The following is a 20,636-nucleotide window of genomic DNA, read 5'->3' as shown; positions in this document are numbered from 1 at the left end:
TATGGAAAAGGGAAATATTGTGGTTATAGAAGCCGTTTCATCTGGAGTCAATTATATTCATGAAATTAGGGAGCTTGGCTATAATCCGGTTTGTGTTGAATTATACCAGCCGGAAGAAGAAAGGGAACTGCAAAGGTTTTTGCATGATGCACAGTATGAATTAGTGACTGATAAAAAACCTGATATTCTTTTTGCTGATGAAAGCTATGAAAAGACATTTGAAATGATAAAAAAACTCAATCCAATATTGATAATACCTGGCTGTGATGTAGGTCTCATTTGGGCGAATAAAATGTCTTATGAATTAGGATTGCCATGCAATAATCCAAACCTCTTTAAAAAAATGATGAACAAGAGATGCATGCAGGAATCACTTAAAAAGGCAAACATACGATACATAAAAAGCAGAGCAATTAAAACATTCGAAGAAGCAAAGGAATTCATGCTGGAAGCCGACTGTTCCAAGGTAGTCATAAGGCCTAGTGTTGGTCAGGCTTCAGTTGGAGTTTGCATATGTGAAACCGACGAAGAAATAGCTGAAGCAGTAAACCTCAACAAAGACATACACATGCTGGATAACGATGAGATTCTTATACAAGAATATATCGGCGGTGAAGAGTATGGTCTTGACTCCGTATCATGCAAGGGTGTAAACAGAATCGTTACTGGATATATAGAAAAGAAAATCGAACTTGAAGGCGGAGCTCCAATATATGAATACATAATAACTGTTGATAATGATGACCCTGTGTTTAAGGAAATTATGGAATATCACAAAAAGGTAATATCCGCCATTGGAATTGAATATGGAGCAATACATGCAGAATACAAAGTGGATGAGAAAGGACCTGCCCTCATGGAAGTAAACGGCAGGGTAAATGGTGGAATGCAGGTCTATTCTGTGGAACGTAAGGCATGGGGAGACAGTCATGCAAGTGCTGCTCTTGAAGCATACCTTGACTTAGATGAATTCCATGAAAAACTCAATAAAGAATTTAAAAGGGATTACTATTATATCAAAAAAGATTTGATTGTACCTAAAGACTGCTTTGTCATTGAAAACCACATGGAAGAAGTTTTGGGCCAATTGGAATCAGCAGATATAATCATTGATTTTGGAAAAAATAGATTTTACCCAAAAACTGTTGATTTATCTACATCAGGAGGCATAATTCACCTGACAAACAGAAACAAGGATAAAATAATGGAAGATCTTAAGGTTATCCGGAAAATTGAAGAAGAGGATATAGAAAAAGTATTTACAATTAAAAAATGATGAGCAAAAATAAAAATCTAAATAATATATTTCTGAAGTTTTTAATTCCTTCAATATTGACCGCCGTTGCAATTTCACTCAACGAATTTGTAGATGGGATTGTAGTGGCGAATCTTTTAGGAAATGATGCATTGGGATTGCTTAATCTAGCAATGCCCATATTGCTTTTATATGCAATGTTTGCAATTGTAGTTGGAATTGGGGGCAGTGTTAAATATGCATCATTTATCGGTGAATTAAAAAAGGAAAATGCCGGCGGAGTTTTTTCTCTTGCTTTAGTTTATTCTGTTGTTGTCTCTTTAATCTTCATTATATTGGCAGTTTTTTTTAATACGGAAGTTTCTAACTTTTTAAGCAGCAACGTCAATTATGGAGGGCATTATTATTTGTTAGTCAAGATAATGCTTTTAAGTGCGCCCATTATAATTATAACTCAATCAATCATCTATTTCCTGCCGGTTGCGGGAAAACCGGAATATGCTACATTGATTATTGCCGTTTCCAACATCATAAACCTAATGTTTGATTTCATATTTATTCGTGGGTTTTCAATGGGTGTTGAAGGCTCTGCCCTTGCTACAACTGTTGGATATATTATAGGTGCTATAATAATCATCTTGTTAATCAAAATGAAAAAAGCATCCATCATAACATCTAAAGTTTCCAATATTGACTGGGGTCTGTTTATTCCAATATTCCTGATTGGGTTGCCTTCTGCAATCGGACAACTGTCATTTGTAGTTAAGACATTTTTTGGTAATTATATTTCTTCATTTTTTGCAGGAATTAGTGGTGTAACTGCTTTTTCTGTCTGTATTCAAACAATGTCAATGACTGGGATTATAGTTTCTGGATTAGTAAGTACTATAATACCTATTGTAGGATTTTTATATGGGCAAAAGGATTTTCATGCTATTAAAACAATTTTGGATATGGGAATGAAAATTCAAATAGTCTTTTCAATACTTTTCTTTTTATTATTAGAACTATTTCCGCAAGCAGTATTGGCAATGTTCAATGTTTATGAACCAAATTTAGCTGCCATGACCGTTAATGGGCTTAGAATATTTTCTGCATTATACCTGTTTAGAGGAACAATCGTATTGTTCATTTCATATGCTCAAATTATAGGAAGAAAGATTTATAGTATTTCACTTAGTATACTGGATGGTTTTGCTGTGCTGATTATTCTGACATACATATTGGCTCCATTCATGGGTCTTAATGCATTATGGGTCTCATTTGCACTTAGCGAACTCCTGATATTAATTGGAATAATTGCCGTTAACTGGTATATTGATAGAAAATCCCCTAATTTGGAAGGGTTCTTTTTGGTTGAAAAAGTTGAAGATGAAGTAAATAAAATAGTGAATTTCGATGAGACATACAGTAAAGATGATTTAGGTGAAATGGCTAAGTTTATTGAGGAAAATAATTTAGATCAGTCTGTAATTGATGATTTGGATGTTATCATCAAAGACATGTTGGAATTCATTAATGGTTCTGGAGAGAATAAGAAGGGCTGTCTTGAAATACAAATCAAAAAGGATGATGATTTCGTTGCTAGAATCAGAAGCATTGCAGAACAGCCTACTATTGAAAAGGATAATGTTAAACAGGATAATTTGATGGGAATGTATTATACATGGTTGCAATCACCTTCAAATTAATATTTTTGGTGATATGATGGGAAATCAGCCCAATAAGGATCTGAACTATTTGGATTATTCGCAGGATGCAATCGAAGGCAATACCGTTCAGACCACGTTCAGGTTACAGGAAATCTCAAAGTCTGATAAGGCCTTGAAATTAAAGGAAGAAGGTAAGTTAAAAGAGGCATTAAGCCTTATTGATGATGCTCTTAAAGATGATTCCAAGAATTTTGAGAATTGGAATGTCAAAGGACTTATTTTAAACGGCTTATCCGATTTTGAACAATCCGTAAAATGTTTTGATAATGCTTTAAGGCTCAATGATTCTGATTTTATAAGGAAAAATAAAGCGAATGCCTTATACAATTTTGCCAAAATCACATTTTTCCCGGATATGGATTACGAAAAGGCTATGGGTCTAATTGATGAAGCTTTGGAGTGTCTGCCTGATGATGAGGATGCATCCGAGTACTGGTTTTTGAAAGCGGAAATATTTGAAAGCCTGGGCCAGCCCATTGAAACAAGAATATATTACCTGAAGGCTGAAGGCGAATTTGAAAAGGCTGATGAGATATCCACCCAGAGGGAATTTTTAAAAGATAATGAGGATGTATTGATAACTGTTTCAGGAACTAATTTTTTTAAGGGATTGGAACCATTTGAAAAAGGAGTTATAGTGAATTTAGTTAAGCAGCCGGACAATGAGCACGATAGTGATGCAATAGGTGTCTTTTTGGCTGATGAGCAGATAGGTTATGTTGCAAATAGTCCATATACATTGATTGACGGGGTTAAAAGCGCCAGTGAAATCAAATTCATTGAGGACAATCAGAAAGCCGAAGTATTGTTTATTTTCTTAGAAAGATATGTAATTTTAAAACTCATTGATTGATCTTTCAATACCTATTTTTGTGCAATTACGGCCATGATGTAGTCATTTTCTTTAACGTTGCTTTCAACGCTTTTAAAACCTGCATCGAGAAGATATTTCTCCAGTTCGGGTGCTGTATAAACGCTCATTCCTTCAACTGTTGCCAGCCATTTTTCATCGTCGGGATGGTTTCCGTCTGTTCCCTGTCCAATCAGGAACTGTCCGCCAGGCCTTATTATGCGATATACTTCTTTGAATGTTTCGCCAATCTCTGGCCAGAAATAGATTGTTTCAAAAGCGCTAACCAGGTCATAGCTTTCATCTTCAATTGGCATATCGCTGACATCCGCTTGAATGACTTTGCATCTTCCGCTTTCAACTGCAGACTTGTTTCTTTTGATGCTTTCACCCACTGAAACTTCAGAGTAGTCGAGGCCGTCCACATTTTTGGAGGTCAGCTTAAGGAATTTTTCAATATTGACTCCTCCTCCGCAGCCGATATCCAATATTTCATCGTCATTGTTAACATTCACTAAGCTGAAAGCGAATTCAGAGATTTCCTTGTGGTTTTCATTCATGTTTTCAATTGTTTGAATTCCTTCATCGCCATGGGGTTTCATACATTGGTCAATCTTTTCAGCTACCATAATCAAAACCTTTAATTAATTTTGTAATATATAATTAATTGGTGATTTAATGGATAATAAAATTATTGGAATTATTATTGCAGTTATAGCTATTGTTGCTGTTGGAGCATTTTTCCTTATGGGAGGGGGAAGCGATACTGTAACAATAGGTTATTTGCCGTCAGATCATGATGCAGCACTTTTTGTTGCTGATGCACAAGGCAAATTTCAAGAAAACGGCATTAACACTAAGTTAGTCCAATTCAACAACGGTGGTGACTTGATGACTGCCATGGCTAGTGGTGATGTTGATGTTGGTTATGTTGGAATCACACCGGTGTTATCATCAATCGAAAAAGGTGTTCCTGTAAAGGTAATTTCAGCTGCTCAAACTGAAGGCAGTGGAATTGTTGTTGCTAAAAACTCAGACATCAGTTCTGTCAGCGATTTAGCGGGTAAAAAAATAGCTACACCTGGTGAAGCTTCAATTCAGCACATGTTGCTTACTTATTACTTGAAACAGAATGGAATGGATATTAAGGATGTAAAAGTTTCAGCCATGAAAGTTCCTTCAATGAATGATGCTTTAAAAACTGATAAGATTGATGGAATGATTACTTTTGAGCCTTATGTATCAATTGCTGAGAAAAACGGGGCTAATGTTTTAGTTGATTCTTCTGAAATCTTGCCAAATCATCCATGTTGTGTAGTGGTGGCTTCTGATAAGTTTATAAATGAGCATACAAATGAAACCAAGACTATTTTGGAAATCCATAAAAATGCAACAGATTATATCAACAATAATACTGATGAGGCTGCAGGCCTTTTGCCTAAGGATATAGTTTCTGATGTGGAAGTTGAGAAAAAGGCTTTATCCGGATTTTCATTGATATCCGGTTTAGATGATAAATATAAACAGGATGTTATGGACTTTATGAATTTGGAAGTCGATTTGGGCGTCTTGAAGAAACCGATTTCTCAAGATAAAATATTCTGGGAAGGTAGTTAAATCTATTTTAACTACTATTTTTTTTAAAATTTAAATATAACAATTGTTAATATTTTTTATTGAGGTTGTAAAAATGGATTTTTTAAGACAAACTGAAGTGATTCAATGGAAGGATGGTAAATATTTCACAATAAAGGAAAATAGCGTTGATGATGAGTATACATATTTGTTCATTGATTATTTGCCTCCCCGTAAGTTTTCGACTTATCCTAAGGATTTGGAGGATTTTGCCATAGGATACTGTTTGGGTGAAGGATTAATTAAAGATTATTCTGATATTGAATCCATAAGTCTTGATGGTACGAATGTATTAGTTTCAACAAGACTTACACACAATCCTGAAGAGGATAGGGAACAGGAGGGCATTGTTCAGGAGAGAAAAGGAAACTGTGAACATGCCTGTGTATGTAGATTACTTGAATATCAGGGAGTGAACTCAGACAATGCTGGAGGGATAAGATCCGAGTTAAAAAGCATTGAACCAAATGTGTCTGATTTTACAATCAATGCAACACAGATAATCAAGGATATCAAACATCTAACCGACGAAGCAAGGATATGGCAGAAAACAGCTGGAGTCCACGTTGCCCAATTGAAATATGAGGATAAAATTATAATCCGTGAGGATGTAAGTCGTCATGTTGCTGTCGATAAGGTGATTGGTGCAGCTTCAAAAGAGGGGTATGATTTTTCCAGATGTTATATTTCATATAGTGGCAGGATGCCCGCTGACATGCTGATTAAAGTAATCCGCGTTGGAATTCCGATAATCATATCAAATGCGGCACCGGCATCGTCAGGCATTGATGTGGCGCGAATGGGCAACATCACAATGGTTGGTTTTGTTCGGGATAACAGGTTTACGATTTTTACTGCTCCCGAAAGGATAAATTTGGATAAATAATTAAATTTATCCACTTTTTAGATTTCATCAAAACTGAAGGTGGATAAGTCTAACAAATCAAAAGTCAGAATCTTCGGTGCTACGGTGACTTTTCCAATTCCAGTTATAATTTTATAAGCTTCAAAAGCTTCAAGACATCCAATTAAGTTAGGTGTTGGTCCGATTACTGGTGGAACGCCTGAAGTGACATTTTTTAATTCTTCGATTGTTTCATCGTTTAACTCTTTTCCAAGTGAAGGTAAATTAAACATTTCTTCATAACTTGGAGTATTTGGTAAAAATACGCTAATTTGCCCTAAGGTTCCGTGAATTGCACCATGGATATATGGGATTCTTTTTTCTTCTGCTTTTCTTGATACAATCACTCTGGTTAAAACATTATCTAGTGCATCTATTACAATATCAGAATCTTTGATGACTTTTTCAATGTTTCTTTGATCTATATGCTCATTGAATGTAGTTGTTTTGACATAGGGATTGATTAATCTTACTTTTTCTGCCGCTACGCTACTTTTGTCAAGGCCCAATTCTGTTATTGACGCTAATGTCTGTCTATTTAAGTTTGATAAATCGAATGCATCTTGGTCTACTAAAACTAGTTCTCCCACACCCATTCTGGCAAGCATTTCTATTGTTTCTCCACCGATTCCGCCACAGCCGATAACTGTAATTTTTGCATTTTTAAATTTCTCTTGTTCTTCTCTTGTTACAATACTCATTTGACGTGAAGCTATTTCCCAATAGCCGTCTCCAATATATCTTGTTGGCATTTTTTCACCATTTGCGTTTGTTTAATCAATTATATAACAATAGTTATTTTTTTCTATAAATACAATTAGTATGGTTAAATATATAAATTTTTTCAAAATTCCATTGAATTTTTATTAAATTAGGATTTTTTTGTTAGTTGAAATTTAGGAAGATGTTCATTTTAGAAATATTTATATAACAATAGTTATATATTTTTAATAGTTACAAGTAACATTGTAATGTATTAAATATGAATGGGAGGATAATCAATGTGTGAGATTTTTTGTTTTAATTCAAATAAGCCAAAACAATTAAATACATGTCTTGAATGCTTTTATAATCACTCTGAACAACATCCGGACGGATGGGGTTTAGCAAATATGCAATCCAATGGATTTGTCATAGATAAAGAACCTGTTAAAGCCACATGTAGTCAGCACTTAAAAAACATATTGTCCAATCCTGTTGTAAGTAAAAATGTTTTTGCCCATATCAGATTAGCCACAATGGGCGAAATTGTATCTCCCAATTGCCATCCATTTATTGAGATGGATGATAGCAATAGGTCATGGATGTTAATCCATAACGGGACAATATTCGATTATCCTCCATTAGATAAATATAAAGAATTCGAAAGTGGGGATACTGACTCTGAAAGAATATTATTGTATATAATCGATAAAGTTAATGAATTTGAAAAGGATAAGGGAGCTCCATCAACAATTAAAGAAAGATTCAATCTGCTGTCAGACCTTATTGCAGATTTATCAAAGAATAACAAGCTCAATTTGATGATTTATGATGGGGATTTAACTTATATTCATTCCAACATGAAGGAGTCTCTTTATTATTTAAAAAGCGATGACAGTTTTCTGGTTGCGTCCACGCCGGTAAATGACGAAGAGGGATGGATGCAGGTGGAACTCAATAAATTATTCGGATTAATTGACGGGAATATAATTTTTGAAAGTGAAGAACATGAAAATGAGTATATTTTAACTAAAGAGCATGAGGAATACATACAAAATTTCATGGATTCGCTTAAAAAAGGGGATAAATTTTATGGTTGAAGAGATTACTCAAAAGATGATAAGAGACAGATTGCATAGTCAATTTATTAAACCAACATATCAAAAGAAAAATTTCATAGGAATTGAAATTGAAATTCCAATAATCAATCTTGACAAAAAGGCTGTGGATTTTGATATTGTCCACAAGGTCACTTCTAAATTTCAAAAACAATATTCTGATTTTAAAGAAGATGGGGTAGATTATGACGGGAATGTATTTTCCCTAAAAAACGATAAAACAGATGATATTGTTTGCTATGACTGTTCATATAATAATATTGAATTTGCTATGGGTCGTGAAAGGGACTTGTTTAGCATTAATGAGCGGTTTATAGATTATTATTCTTTTGTAAAGGAATCATTTGAAGAATATAATCATACATTAACTGGAATGGGAATAAATCCTTATAGAAAATACAATCAGGATAAGCCAATTCCTTCCGAAAGATATCTGATGCTTTATCATCACTTAAAGTCATTTACAAGATATAAAAATCTTCCAATGCACTTCCATAACTACCCTGAATATGGAATGTTCTCATCAGCATCACAGGTGCAATTGGACGTCTACAAGGATGATTTGGTAAAAACGATTAATGTATTTTCAAAAATTGAACCAATCAAGGCATTACTGTTTTCAAATTCCGTATTGTTCGATGAAAATAAGCATGTAACCTGCTTTAGGGATGCATTGTGGGAATACTCAACTCATGGAATTAACCCTCACAATATTGGAATGTATGATGTTGATTTCAAGGATATTGATGATCTGGAAGCATACTTGGAATCATTAAACATCTATTGTGTGATTAGAAATGGATCTTACATTAATTTTCCGACAATGAACTTGCAGGAATATTTTAAAAAGGAATCGGTCCGCGGGGAAATATATCTGGACGGCAAGTATGAACAAATTGACATAAAGCCATCTATTGATGATGTTGAATACTTAAGGCCATTTAAATTTATCAATTTAACGTTTAGAGGAACCGTTGAGTTTAGAAGTGTATGTACTCAGCCAATTAGGGATTCTATGACTGTGGCCGCATTTCATTTAGGTCTTAAAAATAGGCTAGATGAATTGGATGAGCTGATTAGCAATGATAATGTGATTTATCACAAAGGGTATACTGCAACGGAACTTAGAAAATTGTTGATTCAAGAAGAAATACCTGCATTTATCAATAAGCAGGATTTATGTGGATTGTCAAAGGATATTGTTGATTTGGCAAATGACGGTTTGATTGAAAGGGGAATTGGTGAAGAACTATTCTTAAAACCATTATATGGTCGTATTAAAGAGCATACGAATCCTGGAAAAACTGTCATTGAATCATTGCACAAAGGAGAAAAATTAGAGAAAATAATTGAAGATTATGGAAGTATCAATATTTAAATCAAGGGATGAAAATGGATTTAAAAAATTTAATTAGGTTATCAGATGATGAAATATTGGAAGGATCATTCGGTATTGAATGGGAAAGTTTAAGGGTTAAATCCGATGGCAGATTAGCGTTAAGTCCTCACCCTTCTGTTTTTGGCGATAAATTGACTAATCCTTTTATTACCACAGATTTTTCAGAAAGCCAAATTGAAATAATAACTCCCACTTTTGATAGCATTGAAGAAGCCTTTGATACATTTTCATTATTATCAGATATTGTGAATTCATACCTTCCTGATGATGAATATCTATGGTTTCAATCAATTCCATGTATTCTTCCTTATGCCAATCAGATTCCGATAGCTCAATATTCAAAAGAAGGTGCAAATTCTCAAAAATATAGGGAAAACCTTGCCTGCAAATATGGTGTTAAAAAACAAATGATTTCAGGCGTTCATTTTAATTTTTCATTCAGTGATGAATTCATTGAGAAGTTATATGGAGCATCTGATTCAAATCTATCATTTAGGCTGTTTAAAGATGAAATCTATTTGAAAATAACTAGAAACTATCTTAGATATTGTTGGCTGATTATTTATCTGACTGGTTGTTCCATCGGCTCACACAAATCTTTTTCAGCTGACTGTATTCACTTGATGGATGCAAAGGATGAGTATGGAAGCTTTTATTCTACACAGGGTCCTTCATTTAGAAATGCATCATGTGGCTATAAAAATTTGAAGGATTTGTATCCAAGCTACACCACTGTGGATGAATTTGCTCGTGATGTTAATGATTTCATCGAAAATGGTGATTTGTCAGAAGCTAAGGAATTATATACTCAGATAAGACTAAAACCTAAAAATCCACAGGATTTATTGAATTCTCTTAAAGAGGATGGGATTGAATATATTGAGGTCAGAACTTTAGATATCAATCCATTTTATAAATGTGGCCTTGTAGAGCATGATATGAAATTTTTGCATTTGTTTTTAATTTATATGCTTGTTAAAGGTGAATCTAATTATGTTGACTGGCAAAAAGAAGCCAATATCAATGTAGAAAGGACTGCTGAAAAGGCATATGATGAAAATATGAGATTATTGAAGGATGGTGAGGAAATCACTCTTAAACAATGGGCATCTGATTTGATCAATGAAATGTATGGGATGTGTGAAGTTTTAGAAATTAGCGGATTTGATACATTGAAATTAATGCATGACCGTATTTTAGATGATGAACTGACCTATGGAAAAAGGATGTTGAAATTAATAGAAAAAGAAGGCTACATCAATGCTCATATGAAGTTGTCTATTAATAATAAAGAGACTAGTAAGGCGTTAATGGATGAAATTGACATAGATGAGTGCAGTAAACTTAAAAAGTATTTGCCTATAGCTTTAGTGGGTAATTAAATTATTTATGGGGATAATATGGAATTTACATTAAAATTTAAGCAAATCGATGAACAAAGAGATTTAAAAGAGAATTATACTATTAAAGATTTATTGGATGATTTGGAGTTATCTGCTCAAACCATTGTTGCAAAACAGAATGGGGATTTGACTATTGAAGATAGTGTTATTGAAGATGGTGATGAAATAAATTTAGTTCAAATCATTTATGGTGGATAGCTCTTTTACGGATAAATCAAAAGGTTTATAAATAATCTATTTAAATAAAAAAGTAAGGGATTCAAAATATAACAATTGTTAATTAATGTAATATATTTATATTAATACTCGAATAATTAATAATTGTAATTAATTTAATTACTTAACGGTGAAAATAATGAATAAAAAGATTACATTTATTTTAGTGTTAGCACTCGCTGCATTTTTAGTAATGGGTTCAGCTAGTGCAGGTCTTTTTGACTTTTTAGGTGGGGGAGACGACACTGTAAAGATAGGTTACTTACCTTCAGACCATGATGCAGCATTATTCGTTGCAGATGCTAAAGGTATGTATAAAGACAATAACATCACTGTAGAACTAGTTCAATTCAACAATGGTGGTGACTTGATGACTGCTATGGCTAGTGGAGAAGTTGATGTTGGATATGTAGGTATTACTCCGGTTTTATCTTCAATTGCAAAAGATGTGCCGGTTAAAGTTATTTCTTCAGCTCAAACTGAAGGATCAGGTATTGTTGTAACCGATGCATCAGGAATTCATTCTGCACAGGATTTAAAAGGAAAATCAATTGCTACTCCTGGTGAAGCATCAATTCAACATGCTTTGCTTTCATACTACCTGACCAAAAACGGTTTAACAATTGATGATGTTAATGTGTCAGCTATGAAAGTTCCTTCAATGAATGATGCATTGAAAACAGGCCAAATTGATGGTATTTGTACTTTCCAACCATATGTAAGTATTGCTTCAAGTCAAAACAATACTCATGTATTGGCTGATTCAGCTCAAATCTTGCCTAACCACCCATGTTGTGTAGTTGCAGCTTCCGATGATTTCATCAAAAATCATAAAGACGAAGCAAAACTCATTGTGGAAATCCACGAAAATTCAACCAACTACATCAATGAGAATGTCAAAAACGGTAATGCTAGTGAAATAGTTAAACTCTTACCTGAAGACATCGTTTCAGACCCTGCGTTAGAAGCAAGATCTTTAGCTACTTTCCCATTCATTTCAGGTATTGATGACAGCTTTAAAGCAAATGTTGATGCATTCCAAAAACTTGAAGTAGATATTGGGCTTTTAGATAAAGTTATTACTCACGATAAAATCTACTGGGAAGCATAGTTAAGTTAAACTATGCTTTAATTTTTTCTTTTTTTAAAATCAGTTTTTTTCATATTCAGATTTCAAATAATCCATTGCTCTTTTGGTTTTTTCATCTGAAACCTTATTGATTACTCTTTGATTTTCAATTAACTGGTCCATGTAGGCTTTTCTTAGATTTTCATCCACAATCTTGTACCTTGCGAAGTTTACTAAAGATTCAATTAGTGCTGACATTCCCCTGTTGAACGGCTGGACGTATTCGTCGTTTATGACGACTTTCCTGATTTTCCCGGTTATGAAATAGATTTTGTTGTCGCCTTTGATTGGGAAATTTTCAGGGGTTTTAATCTCCACATCCACAACATCAACAATAATGTAAGCGGGGGTGTTTTTAATGATAGCTATTGCATCATCATTGGTATAATATTCATCGTCTAAACAATCTAGTGTGGCATAGGTGAAAACCAATGGATCTTGTGTGATGTTAACTACATATTCATTAGTATCTAGGATGTTTTTCAATGTTTTTGACCCTTCAAAGATGTGGCAGTGAACCTTGTCATCTCCCAAGTACTGAAATGCAAAGGCACCGGCATTCTTAACACCGTCCTTATTGATTGTAGTTGTTATGCATTCATATTGCAGATCTTTTTCAATTCCAAGTTTGGATAAATCGTAATTCATTCAAATCCCTTTTTTTTAAAATAAGTACAGTAAATAAGTTTTATAATCAAAAAAAGAAAAAAGAGATAATTTCTCATGCGAGAAATTATAATTTGATTTTAATATCGAGTGCACTTGAGCCTTCTTCGTAAACGAAGATAGGGTTGATGTCAAGCTCGGATATTTCTGGGAAGTCTAAAGTTAATCTGGCTACTCTTTTAATAGCTTCTTTAACTTCTTCAACATCGCAAGGTGCTTCACCTCTGTATCCTGCAAGTAATTTGGATACTTTGGTCTTTTCGATTTGTTCATCAATTTCTTGTGAACTCATTCCTTTTGCGAGATTGAATTCTACGTCTTCAATAAGGTTAACGTAGATTCCACCCATACCGAATGCAATCATTGGTCCAAATTGTTTGTCACGAATCATACCAACAATAACTTCTTCACCGGAATCCATCATTTTTTGCACTTCCACACCATCAGGCACAATATCAGGGTGTGCTGCTTTTGCATTTGCCATGATTTCATCGAATGTTGCTTTTGCTTCTTCAGCGCTGTTGATTCCAACTTTTACACCACCAATATCTGATTTGTGTAAAATTTTGTCTGATGCGATTTTAAGCACAACTGGGAATTCCATTTCTTCTGCAAGTTCTGCTGCTTCATCGGCACTGGTTGATAATTTGATTGGTGCTGCTGAAATTCCGTAAGCTTCAGCTACTGCATATGCTTCACTACCAAGCAAGGTGTCTCTTCCATCGGCTTTCACTTTATCAAAGATTGCAGCTACTGCATCCTTATCAACATCTGCCACGTTATCAACGACATCGTCATATACTCTGTCTTCTAATTTCGCATATCTTGTCATTGCTTCAAGAGCGGTTACTGCAGTTTCAGGGAATACGTATGTTGGTACACCGTTTTCTCTTAATGCTTCATTTGCAGCTTCAAATGAAGGACCACCCATGTTCACTACAATAATTGGTTTGTTGAATTCTTTTCTTTCTTCTAAAATTGCCTGTGCAATTCCGTCAGGGTCTGCTGATGCAGTTGGACAAACCATAACAATTAAACTGTCAACTTCATCCTGGCTCAATACGATTTCTAATGATTCTTTGTATCTGCTTACCGGTGCGTCTCCCAATACGTCAATAGGGTTTTTAGCACTTCCTTCTTCAGTTACACATTCTTTTAATCTGGCAGTGGTTTCTTCATCGAATTGGACAAGTTGCAATCCCACTTTTTCCATTGCGTCTACGGTAAGCACTCCTCCACCACCTGCGTTGGTAATGATAGCCACATTGTCTCCTCTTGGGAGTGGTGCTTTGGAGAATGCTAAACCTAAGTCGAATAATTCTGCCATGGTTTCTACACGCATAATTCCGGATTGGCGGAATGCTGTATCAAATGCAAGGTCACTTCCTGCAAGCGCTCCTGTGTGGGAGGATGCTGCTGCAGCTCCTGCTGAACTTGAACCGGATTTGAGTACGATAATTGGTTTTTTGTGTGCAGTTTCTCTCATGGTTCTTACAAAGTCCTCGTCATCGGAAATGGATTCTAAGTAACAGATAATTACATTGGTTTCGTCATCTTCAGCCAGATATTGTAATAATTCGATTTCGCTTACTCCAGCTTTGTTTCCTAAACTAATAACTTTACTGAATCCGATTCCAGAAGTTACACTCCAATCGATGATAGCTACCATCATAGCTCCACTTTGTGAAATAAATGCCATGTTTCCGGTTGGTGGCATCATTTGTGAAAATGATCCGTTTAATGGTGTGTGTGAATCAGTAATTCCTAAACTGTTTGGTCCAATAATGTTTATACCGTATTCTTCACCAAGCGCTGTTAATTCAGCTTCTAATTTAGCACCTTCTTCACCTACTTCTTTAAAACCAGCGGTAATAACTACCATGTTCTCTACACCTGCTTCACCACATTCTTTAACGGTTGGGTTTACAAATGCTACTGGAATGGTAATAATTGCTAAGTCTACTTTTTCAGGTATGTCTTTTATATTTGCGTATGCTTTTTTACCAAGAATCTCTCCACCTTTAGGGTTGACAGGATATATTTTGCCTTCAAAACCGTCGTTTATAAGGTTGTCGACAATGATGTATCCTACTTTTCCAGGGGTGTTGGATGCTCCAATAACAGCCACAGATTCGGGTTTAAACATTCTATTGAGATCGATCATAAGTTTTTCTCCTTATAATTTTTGTTTTTATTATCATCATTTATAATGATAAATAATTAACAATTATTATAATATAATATATGTTATGTTATTATTTAAATATATTGTTTATATTTTCAATTATAGTATATTAAATTGGTCAATTCATTAAAAAAATAGTTTCTGTTACTTTAATAGGTTATTAATAATGAATTAAAAAAAATCTTTAAATTTAAATTTTTTTCTATGATTTAATTTTTGCTTCTTAAACTATATAATGTAGGATAAACAAAAATATATATCAATTAATAAATAGTTGATATTTTTAAATATCAAATTCAGGAGATATTATGAGCTTAATTATTGCTTACATAGGAAAAAAAGGATGTGTAATGGCTAGTGATAAAAGAAAGATAGGTTATTTCGGTGATAAACAAAATTTAAAGACATTGGAAGAGGAACTTTACAGTGGAGCTATTGACAACGATGAAGATTTTCTAAATAGGGCATCTGAACTAGGGATTTCAATTAAGATTACGGATGATGCGAATAAATTAAAAGTTGTTGGAAATACTATCCGTGGTGAAGTGAGTACTAAAGGAACTTTTGAAACTAGAAGAAGAAGGATTTATGGAACAACTAACGGTTATCAGATTATTGAGTTATTAGGTTCTGAAACTGAATCACGTAAGGCTGGCGAGAAAGGCATTGTCATTTTCGGTAATGTCTATGCAAAACAGCTTGCAGAACCTTTGATTAAAAGAAAAGTGAAAGCATCACAAAGCTTAAGGTATATGGGCGAAGTGTTCGAATCCATATTGGCTGAAGTCGCTTCAAAAACACCTACTGTTGGTGATAAATTTGATGTTTTAATGCAACAGCCGGTATTTTCTGTATCAGAGGCTCAAAAGCACTTAAACATTACTATTGATAATGATATTAAGGTATTGACCAAATTCAGACAAGAATTGACAGAACAATTGGTTCAACAGAGCTTGGCTATTGACATGGCAAGTAAAATCATCAGTAAAGGTGATGTAGGTCGTGTTGTCTCCATTGATGGAAACATGTTGCATGTTCAGCTAAATGACAAAACCCAGGCTATGGATGGGAATTGGAAACAATTGGCTGCTCCCGGCCAAAACGTTTTGATGTTTACTGAAAGTGATAATGTCAAGATCGGAGACAAAGTCGTTATTGAAAATGAAGATTTGTGCCTTAAAAAAGATAAATCCTCTCTAAAATGTGATATAATTTTATGTTCATTATGAGAGGGGATTTAAATGAAGATTACATTTTTAGGTAGTGGTGGCGGACGCTTTTCTGCCATTTCTCAAAGAAGAATGACTGGAGGGTTCAGGCTTGATAATGTAGGTGGTAAGAATTATCATGTTGACCCTGGTCCAGGAGCGCTTATCAGAACTTATCAATTCGGATTTGATCCCCGTAATTTAAGTGGAATTTTTGTTTCTCATGCACACACAGACCATTATAATGATGCGGAAATCCTCATTGAGGCAATGACCCGAGGAATGACTAAATATAATGGGACCATTATTGGAAGTGAAAGTGTTTTGGAAGGCTATGATAAATGGGGGCCATGCATTTCATCATACCATCAGTCCAAATCAGATAAGGTTGTTTTAAAGCCGGATGTTGTAAATGAAGTCGATGCTATTAAAATCAAAGGTACCAAAACAGAACATGGCGACCCTGCAGGTGCCGGTTTTCAAATAGATTACAACGGATTCAAATTGTCTTATACTTCTGATACAGGTTATTTTGATGAATTGGCCGATTATCATGAAGGCGCAGACATTCTGATTGCTAGTGTGTTAAGACCGGGCAACCGGCCTATTCATGGACACATGTGCTCCCGCAATTTCATCGATTTGATTAATGAGGTCAAGCCAAAAGTGGCCGTCATGACACATTTGGGTCTTAAGATGATTTCCAACAATCCTGTAGTTGAAGCCAAAAAGATTTCCAAACAGACTGGCGTTAAGACAATAGCTGCATTTGATGGTTTGTCATTCAATGTTAATTATAACAATCCGAAGAAATTCAGGCTAATTTCACTTAAGGATGTTGAATCCTCAATGCACAGCACCAGCCATGCATTGTTTAATAGCGGAAGAAAAAACTCATATCAAACTTCTTTTAAAAATAAGGAGTTTGACGAGCTTTCAATAATAAAAAAAAGTTAAATTTCAAGATTTGTCGGATGGATGAATCCTGAGCGGATCATGTGGTCTGCAAGAATGATTGCAGTGCTTGATTCGGCCACAACTGTCACTCTTGGACAGATGCAGGGATCATGCCTTCCCTTAATTTCTATTTTTTCATTTTCCATTTTTTCTAAATTGATTGAATCCTGGCATTTTGAAATGGATGGAGTAGGCTTAACGGCTATTCGTGTGATTATTGGCATTCCATTGCTCATTCCACCAATAATTCCGCCTGAATTATTAGTTTTTGTTGTGATTTTAACATCTTCAATTTGGTATTCATCATTGATTTCAGAGCCAGTTTTTTTGGCCACATCAAATCCAAGGCCGATTTCAACACCCTTGACAGCGCCGATGTTCATAAGGATTCTTGCCAAATCGCCATCTAACCTTTCGAAAACAGGTTCACCAAGACCTGCAGGCATGCCTACAGCTATTGTTTCGACAATGCCTCCGACAGAATCTCCTTCCTGTTTTTCGGATAGAATCAGTTCTTCCATTTCTTTGGCTGCTTTAGGGTCTGCACATCTGACCGGATTCTTTTCGATGTTTTCCTTTATTGCATTAAAATCTTGAGGCTCTGCTTTAATGTCTCCAATTTGTGTCACGTGGGAAATGATTTCAATGTTTTGGGTTTCAAGAAGCTTTTTAGCTATTGCACCACCGATGACATGTCCGATAGTAACCCTGCCGCTTCCACGGCCTCCGCCGTTGTAGTCGTAGTTTCCGTATTTCATCATCCAGCCGTAGTCCCCATGGGACGGACGAGGGGTGTTTTTGAACATGGAATAGTCTTTGGAATGTTGGTTTTTGTTAAAAATCACTCCAGTAATCGGTGTTCCATCGGTCTTTCCTTCAAAAATTCCTGAAAGAATTTGAACTTCATCAGCTTCTTTTCTTGGAGTTGTTACGCTGCTGGTTCCAGGTTTTCTTTTATCAAGCTCTTTTTGAATATCTTCAGCTGTTAGTTCAAGGTTTGCGGGGCATCCATCAACAATAGCGCCGACTGCTATGCCATGGCTTGACCCGAAACTTGTTATTCTAAATTTTTCCCCAATTGAATTTGACATTTTTAGCCTCTTTTTTATATCTATTGTTAATATTATTTTTTAAATCATTTTTAAGTTTTTTTGATTAACATCAATTTAAATATTTTTAAGTCAAATATTTAATTAGTGATTATTATGGAATTTCCAACTACAAGAATGAGAAGACTTAGAAAAAATGCTAAGATTAGAGATATAGTTCGTGAAACTAAACTTCAAAAAGAAGACCTGATTTATCCAATCTATTTTAAGGAAGAGCTTCAAGGTGATGAGAAAGAAGAAATCTCTTCTCTTCCTGGTGAATTCAGATATTCTCTAGACAGCGGAGTAGAATTTGCAAAACAGCTTGAAGAAAAAGGATTGAAGTCTATAATTGTATTTGGAATACCAAAAGAAGAAACCAAGGATGAAATCGCATCTCCTGATTATTCAGCAACCGGAATTGTTCAAAAGGCAATCAGGAGACTTAAGAAAGAAACTGATTTGGTGGTTATCAGCGATGTCTGTTTATGCCAATACACTTCCCACGGTCATTGCGGAATGATAAGGCAAAACGATGATACCGATGATGGAATTGAAATTCTAAACGATGAATCCCTGCCTTACATTGCTAAAGTTGCATTGTCCCATGCTGAAGCGGGTGCAGATATTGTAGCTCCATCAGACATGATGGACGGAAGGGTAGGTGCAATTCGTGAAACATTGGATGAAAACGGCTATTATAATGTAATGATAATGTCATATTCAGCCAAATACGCTTCCGCGTTCTATGAACCGTTCAGGGTTGCAGCATGTTCATCACCTCATGCAGGAGATAGGAAATCCTATCAGATGGATCCCGGCAATGCTGTGGAGGCAATCCGCGAATGTGAACTTGACGTTATCGAAGGATGTGACTTTTTGATGGTAAAACCTGCACTTCCATACCTTGATGTGGTTCGCATGGTAAAAGATGAGTTCATGCTGCCGTTGGTAGCATATAATGTAAGCGGAGAGTATTCAATGTTGATGGCAGCAATCGAAAAGGGATATTTGACAGAACGTGCCATTTTAGAATCTTTGCTTTCAATTAAAAGGGCTGGAGCCGACTTGATAATCACTAATTTTGCACCATATCTACTATTGAATGAGTTGATATAAATGGAAGCATCAGAAATAGCAAAAATCGCACAAATCGCCTCTGCTTTGGAGGTAAGCGGATATCCAAAACCTGGAAATGTTCACAGAACCCGTGATTATGATGACATGGTCTTTGAAGACTTTGTAATAAGTGGAATTGTAATCGGAGATACAATCCGTGAAGCATGTACTGATGTCGATATTGAAAATCCTCAACTTGGCAGATACATCCTCCAGGCCGTTGCCGAAACTGATAGGTGGATTAAAAACAACACAAACCTTGGAATCGTCATGATGACAACACCGATTGCCGTTGCTGCTGCAATAAGCGATTCATTTGATGAAATCCGTGAAAACGTTAAGGTATTGATGGCAAATACCTCAGTTGATGATGCATGTGACCTCTATGATGCAATCAACATCGCAGATGCCGGAGGTATGGGAGATCAGGACGAGTATGATGTTGCAAGTGACAATGCCAAAAACGAGCTTAGAGAAAACAACCAGACAATGTATGATGTTTTAAAGATTTCCGCTCCATGGGACATGCTGGCACGTGAGATGACTTCAGACATGCCTGCAGTATTTGAAATTGGATATCCCACATATCATGAATTGGTTCGCGATAAATCCAAAAATGATGCTTGCGTATTGACATTCCTGACAATTTTATCTCAGGTTCCGGATACTTTGATTTCAAGAAAATACGGTTCAGATGAGGCCTTGAAGATATCCATGATGACTAGGGATTTGCTTAATTTGAAAGATGAGCCTGATTTTGCAGAAAAACTCAGTGAATTTGATGATTATCTGTTTAAAAACAAGTACAATCCTGGAACAACTGCAGATTTGACTGCAGCTTCAATATTCGTAAGCTATCTGAAATCTAATTTTGAATAGATTTTAAGCGTTAAATGTCCAAAATGCCACCGGGCTAGAGTAGGAAATTATAGGATAATCTTTTTTGTCTCTGAAAAGAATCATAAAATCGAAATAATTGATATCATTCCTCGTAAAAATAATTATATCATGTTTTGATGTAAATTAGCATTTGAAGTATCATAATATTATTCTAATTAGATTTTTTTCTATTTTTTTTTAAATTTTACAC

At 35.1% G+C, this 20,636-nt stretch carries 19 protein-coding genes; 14 read left to right on the top strand and 5 right to left on the bottom strand.

Annotated elements, in window-relative coordinates; translation table 11 throughout:
- The first annotated feature begins 1 nt into the window (after window position 1).
- Genes TL18_RS07085 through TL18_RS07075 form a run of 3 tightly spaced genes read left to right on the top strand, consistent with a single transcriptional unit; the run spans window position 2 to window position 3,820 of the window.
- Entirely contained in the window at window positions 2–1,276 is a 1,275-nt protein-coding gene (locus TL18_RS07085) for an ATP-grasp domain-containing protein (RefSeq protein ID WP_067043484.1), read from the top strand.
- Window positions 1,276–2,946: an MATE family efflux transporter gene (locus TL18_RS07080; RefSeq protein ID WP_197031819.1), complete on the top strand. Its 1,671-nt coding sequence runs from the start codon at window positions 1,276–1,278 to the stop codon at window positions 2,944–2,946. The genes TL18_RS07085 and TL18_RS07080 overlap by 1 nt, the downstream gene beginning before the upstream one ends.
- Window positions 2,947–2,962: 16 nt before the next feature.
- Entirely contained in the window at window positions 2,963–3,820 is an 858-nt protein-coding gene (locus TL18_RS07075; RefSeq protein WP_067043478.1) for an HIRAN domain-containing protein, read from the top strand.
- A gap of 11 nt (window positions 3,821–3,831) precedes the next feature.
- On the opposite strand, the gene TL18_RS07070 is transcribed toward TL18_RS07075, so the two are convergent.
- Complete coding sequence (locus TL18_RS07070) at window positions 3,832–4,446, bottom strand: class I SAM-dependent methyltransferase (RefSeq protein ID WP_067043473.1); 615 nt, start codon at window positions 4,444–4,446, stop codon at window positions 3,832–3,834.
- Between the two features lie 49 nt (window positions 4,447–4,495).
- On the opposite strand from TL18_RS07070, the gene TL18_RS07065 reads away from it, so the two are divergent.
- Both TL18_RS07065 and fdhD read left to right on the top strand, forming a co-directional pair.
- A complete protein-coding gene (locus TL18_RS07065; protein WP_067043469.1) occupies window positions 4,496–5,434 on the top strand; it encodes an ABC transporter substrate-binding protein in 939 nt (312 codons plus the stop codon).
- Between the two features lie 73 nt (window positions 5,435–5,507).
- Entirely contained in the window at window positions 5,508–6,338 is an 831-nt protein-coding gene (gene fdhD / locus TL18_RS07060; RefSeq protein ID WP_067043466.1) for a formate dehydrogenase accessory sulfurtransferase FdhD, read from the top strand.
- A 17-nt stretch (window positions 6,339–6,355) separates the two neighbouring features.
- On the opposite strand, the gene TL18_RS07055 is transcribed toward fdhD, so the two are convergent.
- Window positions 6,356–7,108 carry a HesA/MoeB/ThiF family protein gene (locus TL18_RS07055; RefSeq protein ID WP_067043462.1) on the bottom strand — a complete coding sequence of 251 codons (753 nt, stop codon included), beginning with the start codon at window positions 7,106–7,108 and terminating at the stop codon, window positions 6,356–6,358.
- A gap of 249 nt (window positions 7,109–7,357) precedes the next feature.
- Between TL18_RS07055 and TL18_RS07050 the strand changes: the two genes are divergently transcribed.
- The 5 genes from TL18_RS07050 to TL18_RS07030 all read left to right on the top strand — a co-directional run bounded on the left by TL18_RS07050 (window position 7,358) and on the right by TL18_RS07030 (window position 12,305).
- On the top strand, window positions 7,358–8,158 hold the full coding sequence (locus tag TL18_RS07050) for a class II glutamine amidotransferase (RefSeq protein ID WP_067043459.1): 801 nt from the start codon (window positions 7,358–7,360) through the stop codon (window positions 8,156–8,158).
- Window positions 8,151–9,554: a hypothetical protein gene (locus TL18_RS07045; RefSeq protein WP_067043456.1), complete on the top strand. Its 1,404-nt coding sequence runs from the start codon at window positions 8,151–8,153 to the stop codon at window positions 9,552–9,554. The genes TL18_RS07050 and TL18_RS07045 overlap by 8 nt, the downstream gene beginning before the upstream one ends.
- Before the next feature lie 14 nt (window positions 9,555–9,568).
- The gene (locus TL18_RS07040) at window positions 9,569–10,957 is read left to right on the top strand and encodes a glutamate--cysteine ligase (RefSeq protein WP_067043453.1); all 1,389 of its coding nucleotides are present in this window, start codon (window positions 9,569–9,571) and stop codon (window positions 10,955–10,957) included.
- Between the two features lie 18 nt (window positions 10,958–10,975).
- Window positions 10,976–11,176, top strand: coding sequence for a MoaD/ThiS family protein (locus tag TL18_RS07035; RefSeq protein ID WP_067043450.1), 201 nt, complete (start codon window positions 10,976–10,978; stop codon window positions 11,174–11,176).
- 157 nt (window positions 11,177–11,333) lie between these two features.
- A complete protein-coding gene (locus tag TL18_RS07030; RefSeq protein WP_067043447.1) occupies window positions 11,334–12,305 on the top strand; it encodes an ABC transporter substrate-binding protein in 972 nt (323 codons plus the stop codon).
- Window positions 12,306–12,344: 39 nt separating this feature from the next.
- Here the strand turns inward: TL18_RS07030 and TL18_RS07025 are convergent, their stop codons facing one another.
- Together TL18_RS07025 and acs are read right to left on the bottom strand one after the other, a co-directional pair.
- Window positions 12,345–12,971, bottom strand: coding sequence for a DUF447 domain-containing protein (locus TL18_RS07025; protein ID WP_067043444.1), 627 nt, complete (start codon window positions 12,969–12,971; stop codon window positions 12,345–12,347).
- An 85-nt stretch (window positions 12,972–13,056) separates the two neighbouring features.
- Window positions 13,057–15,153 carry an acetate--CoA ligase alpha subunit gene (gene acs, locus TL18_RS07020; RefSeq protein ID WP_067043441.1) on the bottom strand — a complete coding sequence of 699 codons (2,097 nt, stop codon included), beginning with the start codon at window positions 15,151–15,153 and terminating at the stop codon, window positions 13,057–13,059.
- Window positions 15,154–15,482: 329 nt separating this feature from the next.
- Between acs and TL18_RS07015 the strand changes: the two genes are divergently transcribed.
- Both TL18_RS07015 and TL18_RS07010 read left to right on the top strand, forming a co-directional pair.
- Window positions 15,483–16,403 (top strand): DUF2121 domain-containing protein, encoded by a 921-nt coding sequence (locus tag TL18_RS07015; protein ID WP_067043438.1) that lies wholly within the window; start codon window positions 15,483–15,485, stop codon window positions 16,401–16,403.
- 12 nt (window positions 16,404–16,415) lie between these two features.
- Complete coding sequence (locus TL18_RS07010) at window positions 16,416–17,339, top strand: MBL fold metallo-hydrolase (RefSeq protein WP_067043435.1); 924 nt, start codon at window positions 16,416–16,418, stop codon at window positions 17,337–17,339.
- Here the strand turns inward: TL18_RS07010 and aroC are convergent.
- On the bottom strand, window positions 17,336–18,430 hold the full coding sequence (aroC, locus tag TL18_RS07005; protein ID WP_067043432.1) for a chorismate synthase: 1,095 nt from the start codon (window positions 18,428–18,430) through the stop codon (window positions 17,336–17,338). The genes TL18_RS07010 and aroC overlap by 4 nt on opposite strands.
- A gap of 114 nt (window positions 18,431–18,544) precedes the next feature.
- Between aroC and hemB the strand changes: the two genes are divergently transcribed.
- Together hemB and TL18_RS06995 are read left to right on the top strand one after the other, a co-directional pair.
- A complete protein-coding gene (gene hemB / locus TL18_RS07000) occupies window positions 18,545–19,546 on the top strand; it encodes a porphobilinogen synthase (protein ID WP_067043429.1) in 1,002 nt (333 codons plus the stop codon).
- On the top strand, window positions 19,547–20,425 hold the full coding sequence (locus tag TL18_RS06995; protein WP_067043425.1) for a triphosphoribosyl-dephospho-CoA synthase: 879 nt from the start codon (window positions 19,547–19,549) through the stop codon (window positions 20,423–20,425).
- The last annotated feature ends 211 nt before the right edge of the window (window positions 20,426–20,636 follow it).

It is taken from the genome of Methanobrevibacter sp. YE315, from assembly GCF_001548675.1.
GTDB lineage: Archaea > Methanobacteriota > Methanobacteria > Methanobacteriales > Methanobacteriaceae > Methanocatella.
Note: the sequence above shows the minus strand (reverse complement) of the source record. Positions and strands in the feature narration are given on the sequence as shown.

Excerpts from the sequence above, each read along its gene's own strand:
- acs (WP_067043441.1), bottom strand. The coding sequence starts at position 15,153 with ATGATCGATCTCAATAGAATGTTTAAACCCGAATCTGTGGCTGTTATT.
- TL18_RS07085 (WP_067043484.1), top strand. The coding sequence starts at position 2 with ATGGAAAAGGGAAATATTGTGGTTATAGAAGCCGTTTCATCTGGAGTC.
- TL18_RS07050 (WP_067043459.1), top strand. The coding sequence starts at position 7,358 with ATGTGTGAGATTTTTTGTTTTAATTCAAATAAGCCAAAACAATTAAAT.
- aroC (WP_067043432.1), bottom strand. The coding sequence starts at position 18,430 with ATGTCAAATTCAATTGGGGAAAAATTTAGAATAACAAGTTTCGGGTCA.
- TL18_RS07030 (WP_067043447.1), top strand. The coding sequence starts at position 11,334 with ATGAATAAAAAGATTACATTTATTTTAGTGTTAGCACTCGCTGCATTT.
- hemB (WP_067043429.1), top strand. The coding sequence starts at position 18,545 with ATGGAATTTCCAACTACAAGAATGAGAAGACTTAGAAAAAATGCTAAG.
- TL18_RS07075 (WP_067043478.1), top strand. The coding sequence starts at position 2,963 with ATGGGAAATCAGCCCAATAAGGATCTGAACTATTTGGATTATTCGCAG.
- TL18_RS07035 (WP_067043450.1), top strand. The coding sequence starts at position 10,976 with ATGGAATTTACATTAAAATTTAAGCAAATCGATGAACAAAGAGATTTA.
- TL18_RS07070 (WP_067043473.1), bottom strand. The coding sequence starts at position 4,446 with ATGGTAGCTGAAAAGATTGACCAATGTATGAAACCCCATGGCGATGAA.
- TL18_RS07025 (WP_067043444.1), bottom strand. The coding sequence starts at position 12,971 with ATGAATTACGATTTATCCAAACTTGGAATTGAAAAAGATCTGCAATAT.
- TL18_RS07055 (WP_067043462.1), bottom strand. The coding sequence starts at position 7,108 with ATGCCAACAAGATATATTGGAGACGGCTATTGGGAAATAGCTTCACGT.
- TL18_RS07080 (WP_197031819.1), top strand. The coding sequence starts at position 1,276 with ATGAGCAAAAATAAAAATCTAAATAATATATTTCTGAAGTTTTTAATT.
- fdhD (WP_067043466.1), top strand. The coding sequence starts at position 5,508 with ATGGATTTTTTAAGACAAACTGAAGTGATTCAATGGAAGGATGGTAAA.
- TL18_RS07065 (WP_067043469.1), top strand. The coding sequence starts at position 4,496 with ATGGATAATAAAATTATTGGAATTATTATTGCAGTTATAGCTATTGTT.
- TL18_RS06995 (WP_067043425.1), top strand. The coding sequence starts at position 19,547 with ATGGAAGCATCAGAAATAGCAAAAATCGCACAAATCGCCTCTGCTTTG.
- TL18_RS07045 (WP_067043456.1), top strand. The coding sequence starts at position 8,151 with ATGGTTGAAGAGATTACTCAAAAGATGATAAGAGACAGATTGCATAGT.
- TL18_RS07040 (WP_067043453.1), top strand. The coding sequence starts at position 9,569 with ATGGATTTAAAAAATTTAATTAGGTTATCAGATGATGAAATATTGGAA.
- TL18_RS07010 (WP_067043435.1), top strand. The coding sequence starts at position 16,416 with ATGAAGATTACATTTTTAGGTAGTGGTGGCGGACGCTTTTCTGCCATT.
- TL18_RS07015 (WP_067043438.1), top strand. The coding sequence starts at position 15,483 with ATGAGCTTAATTATTGCTTACATAGGAAAAAAAGGATGTGTAATGGCT.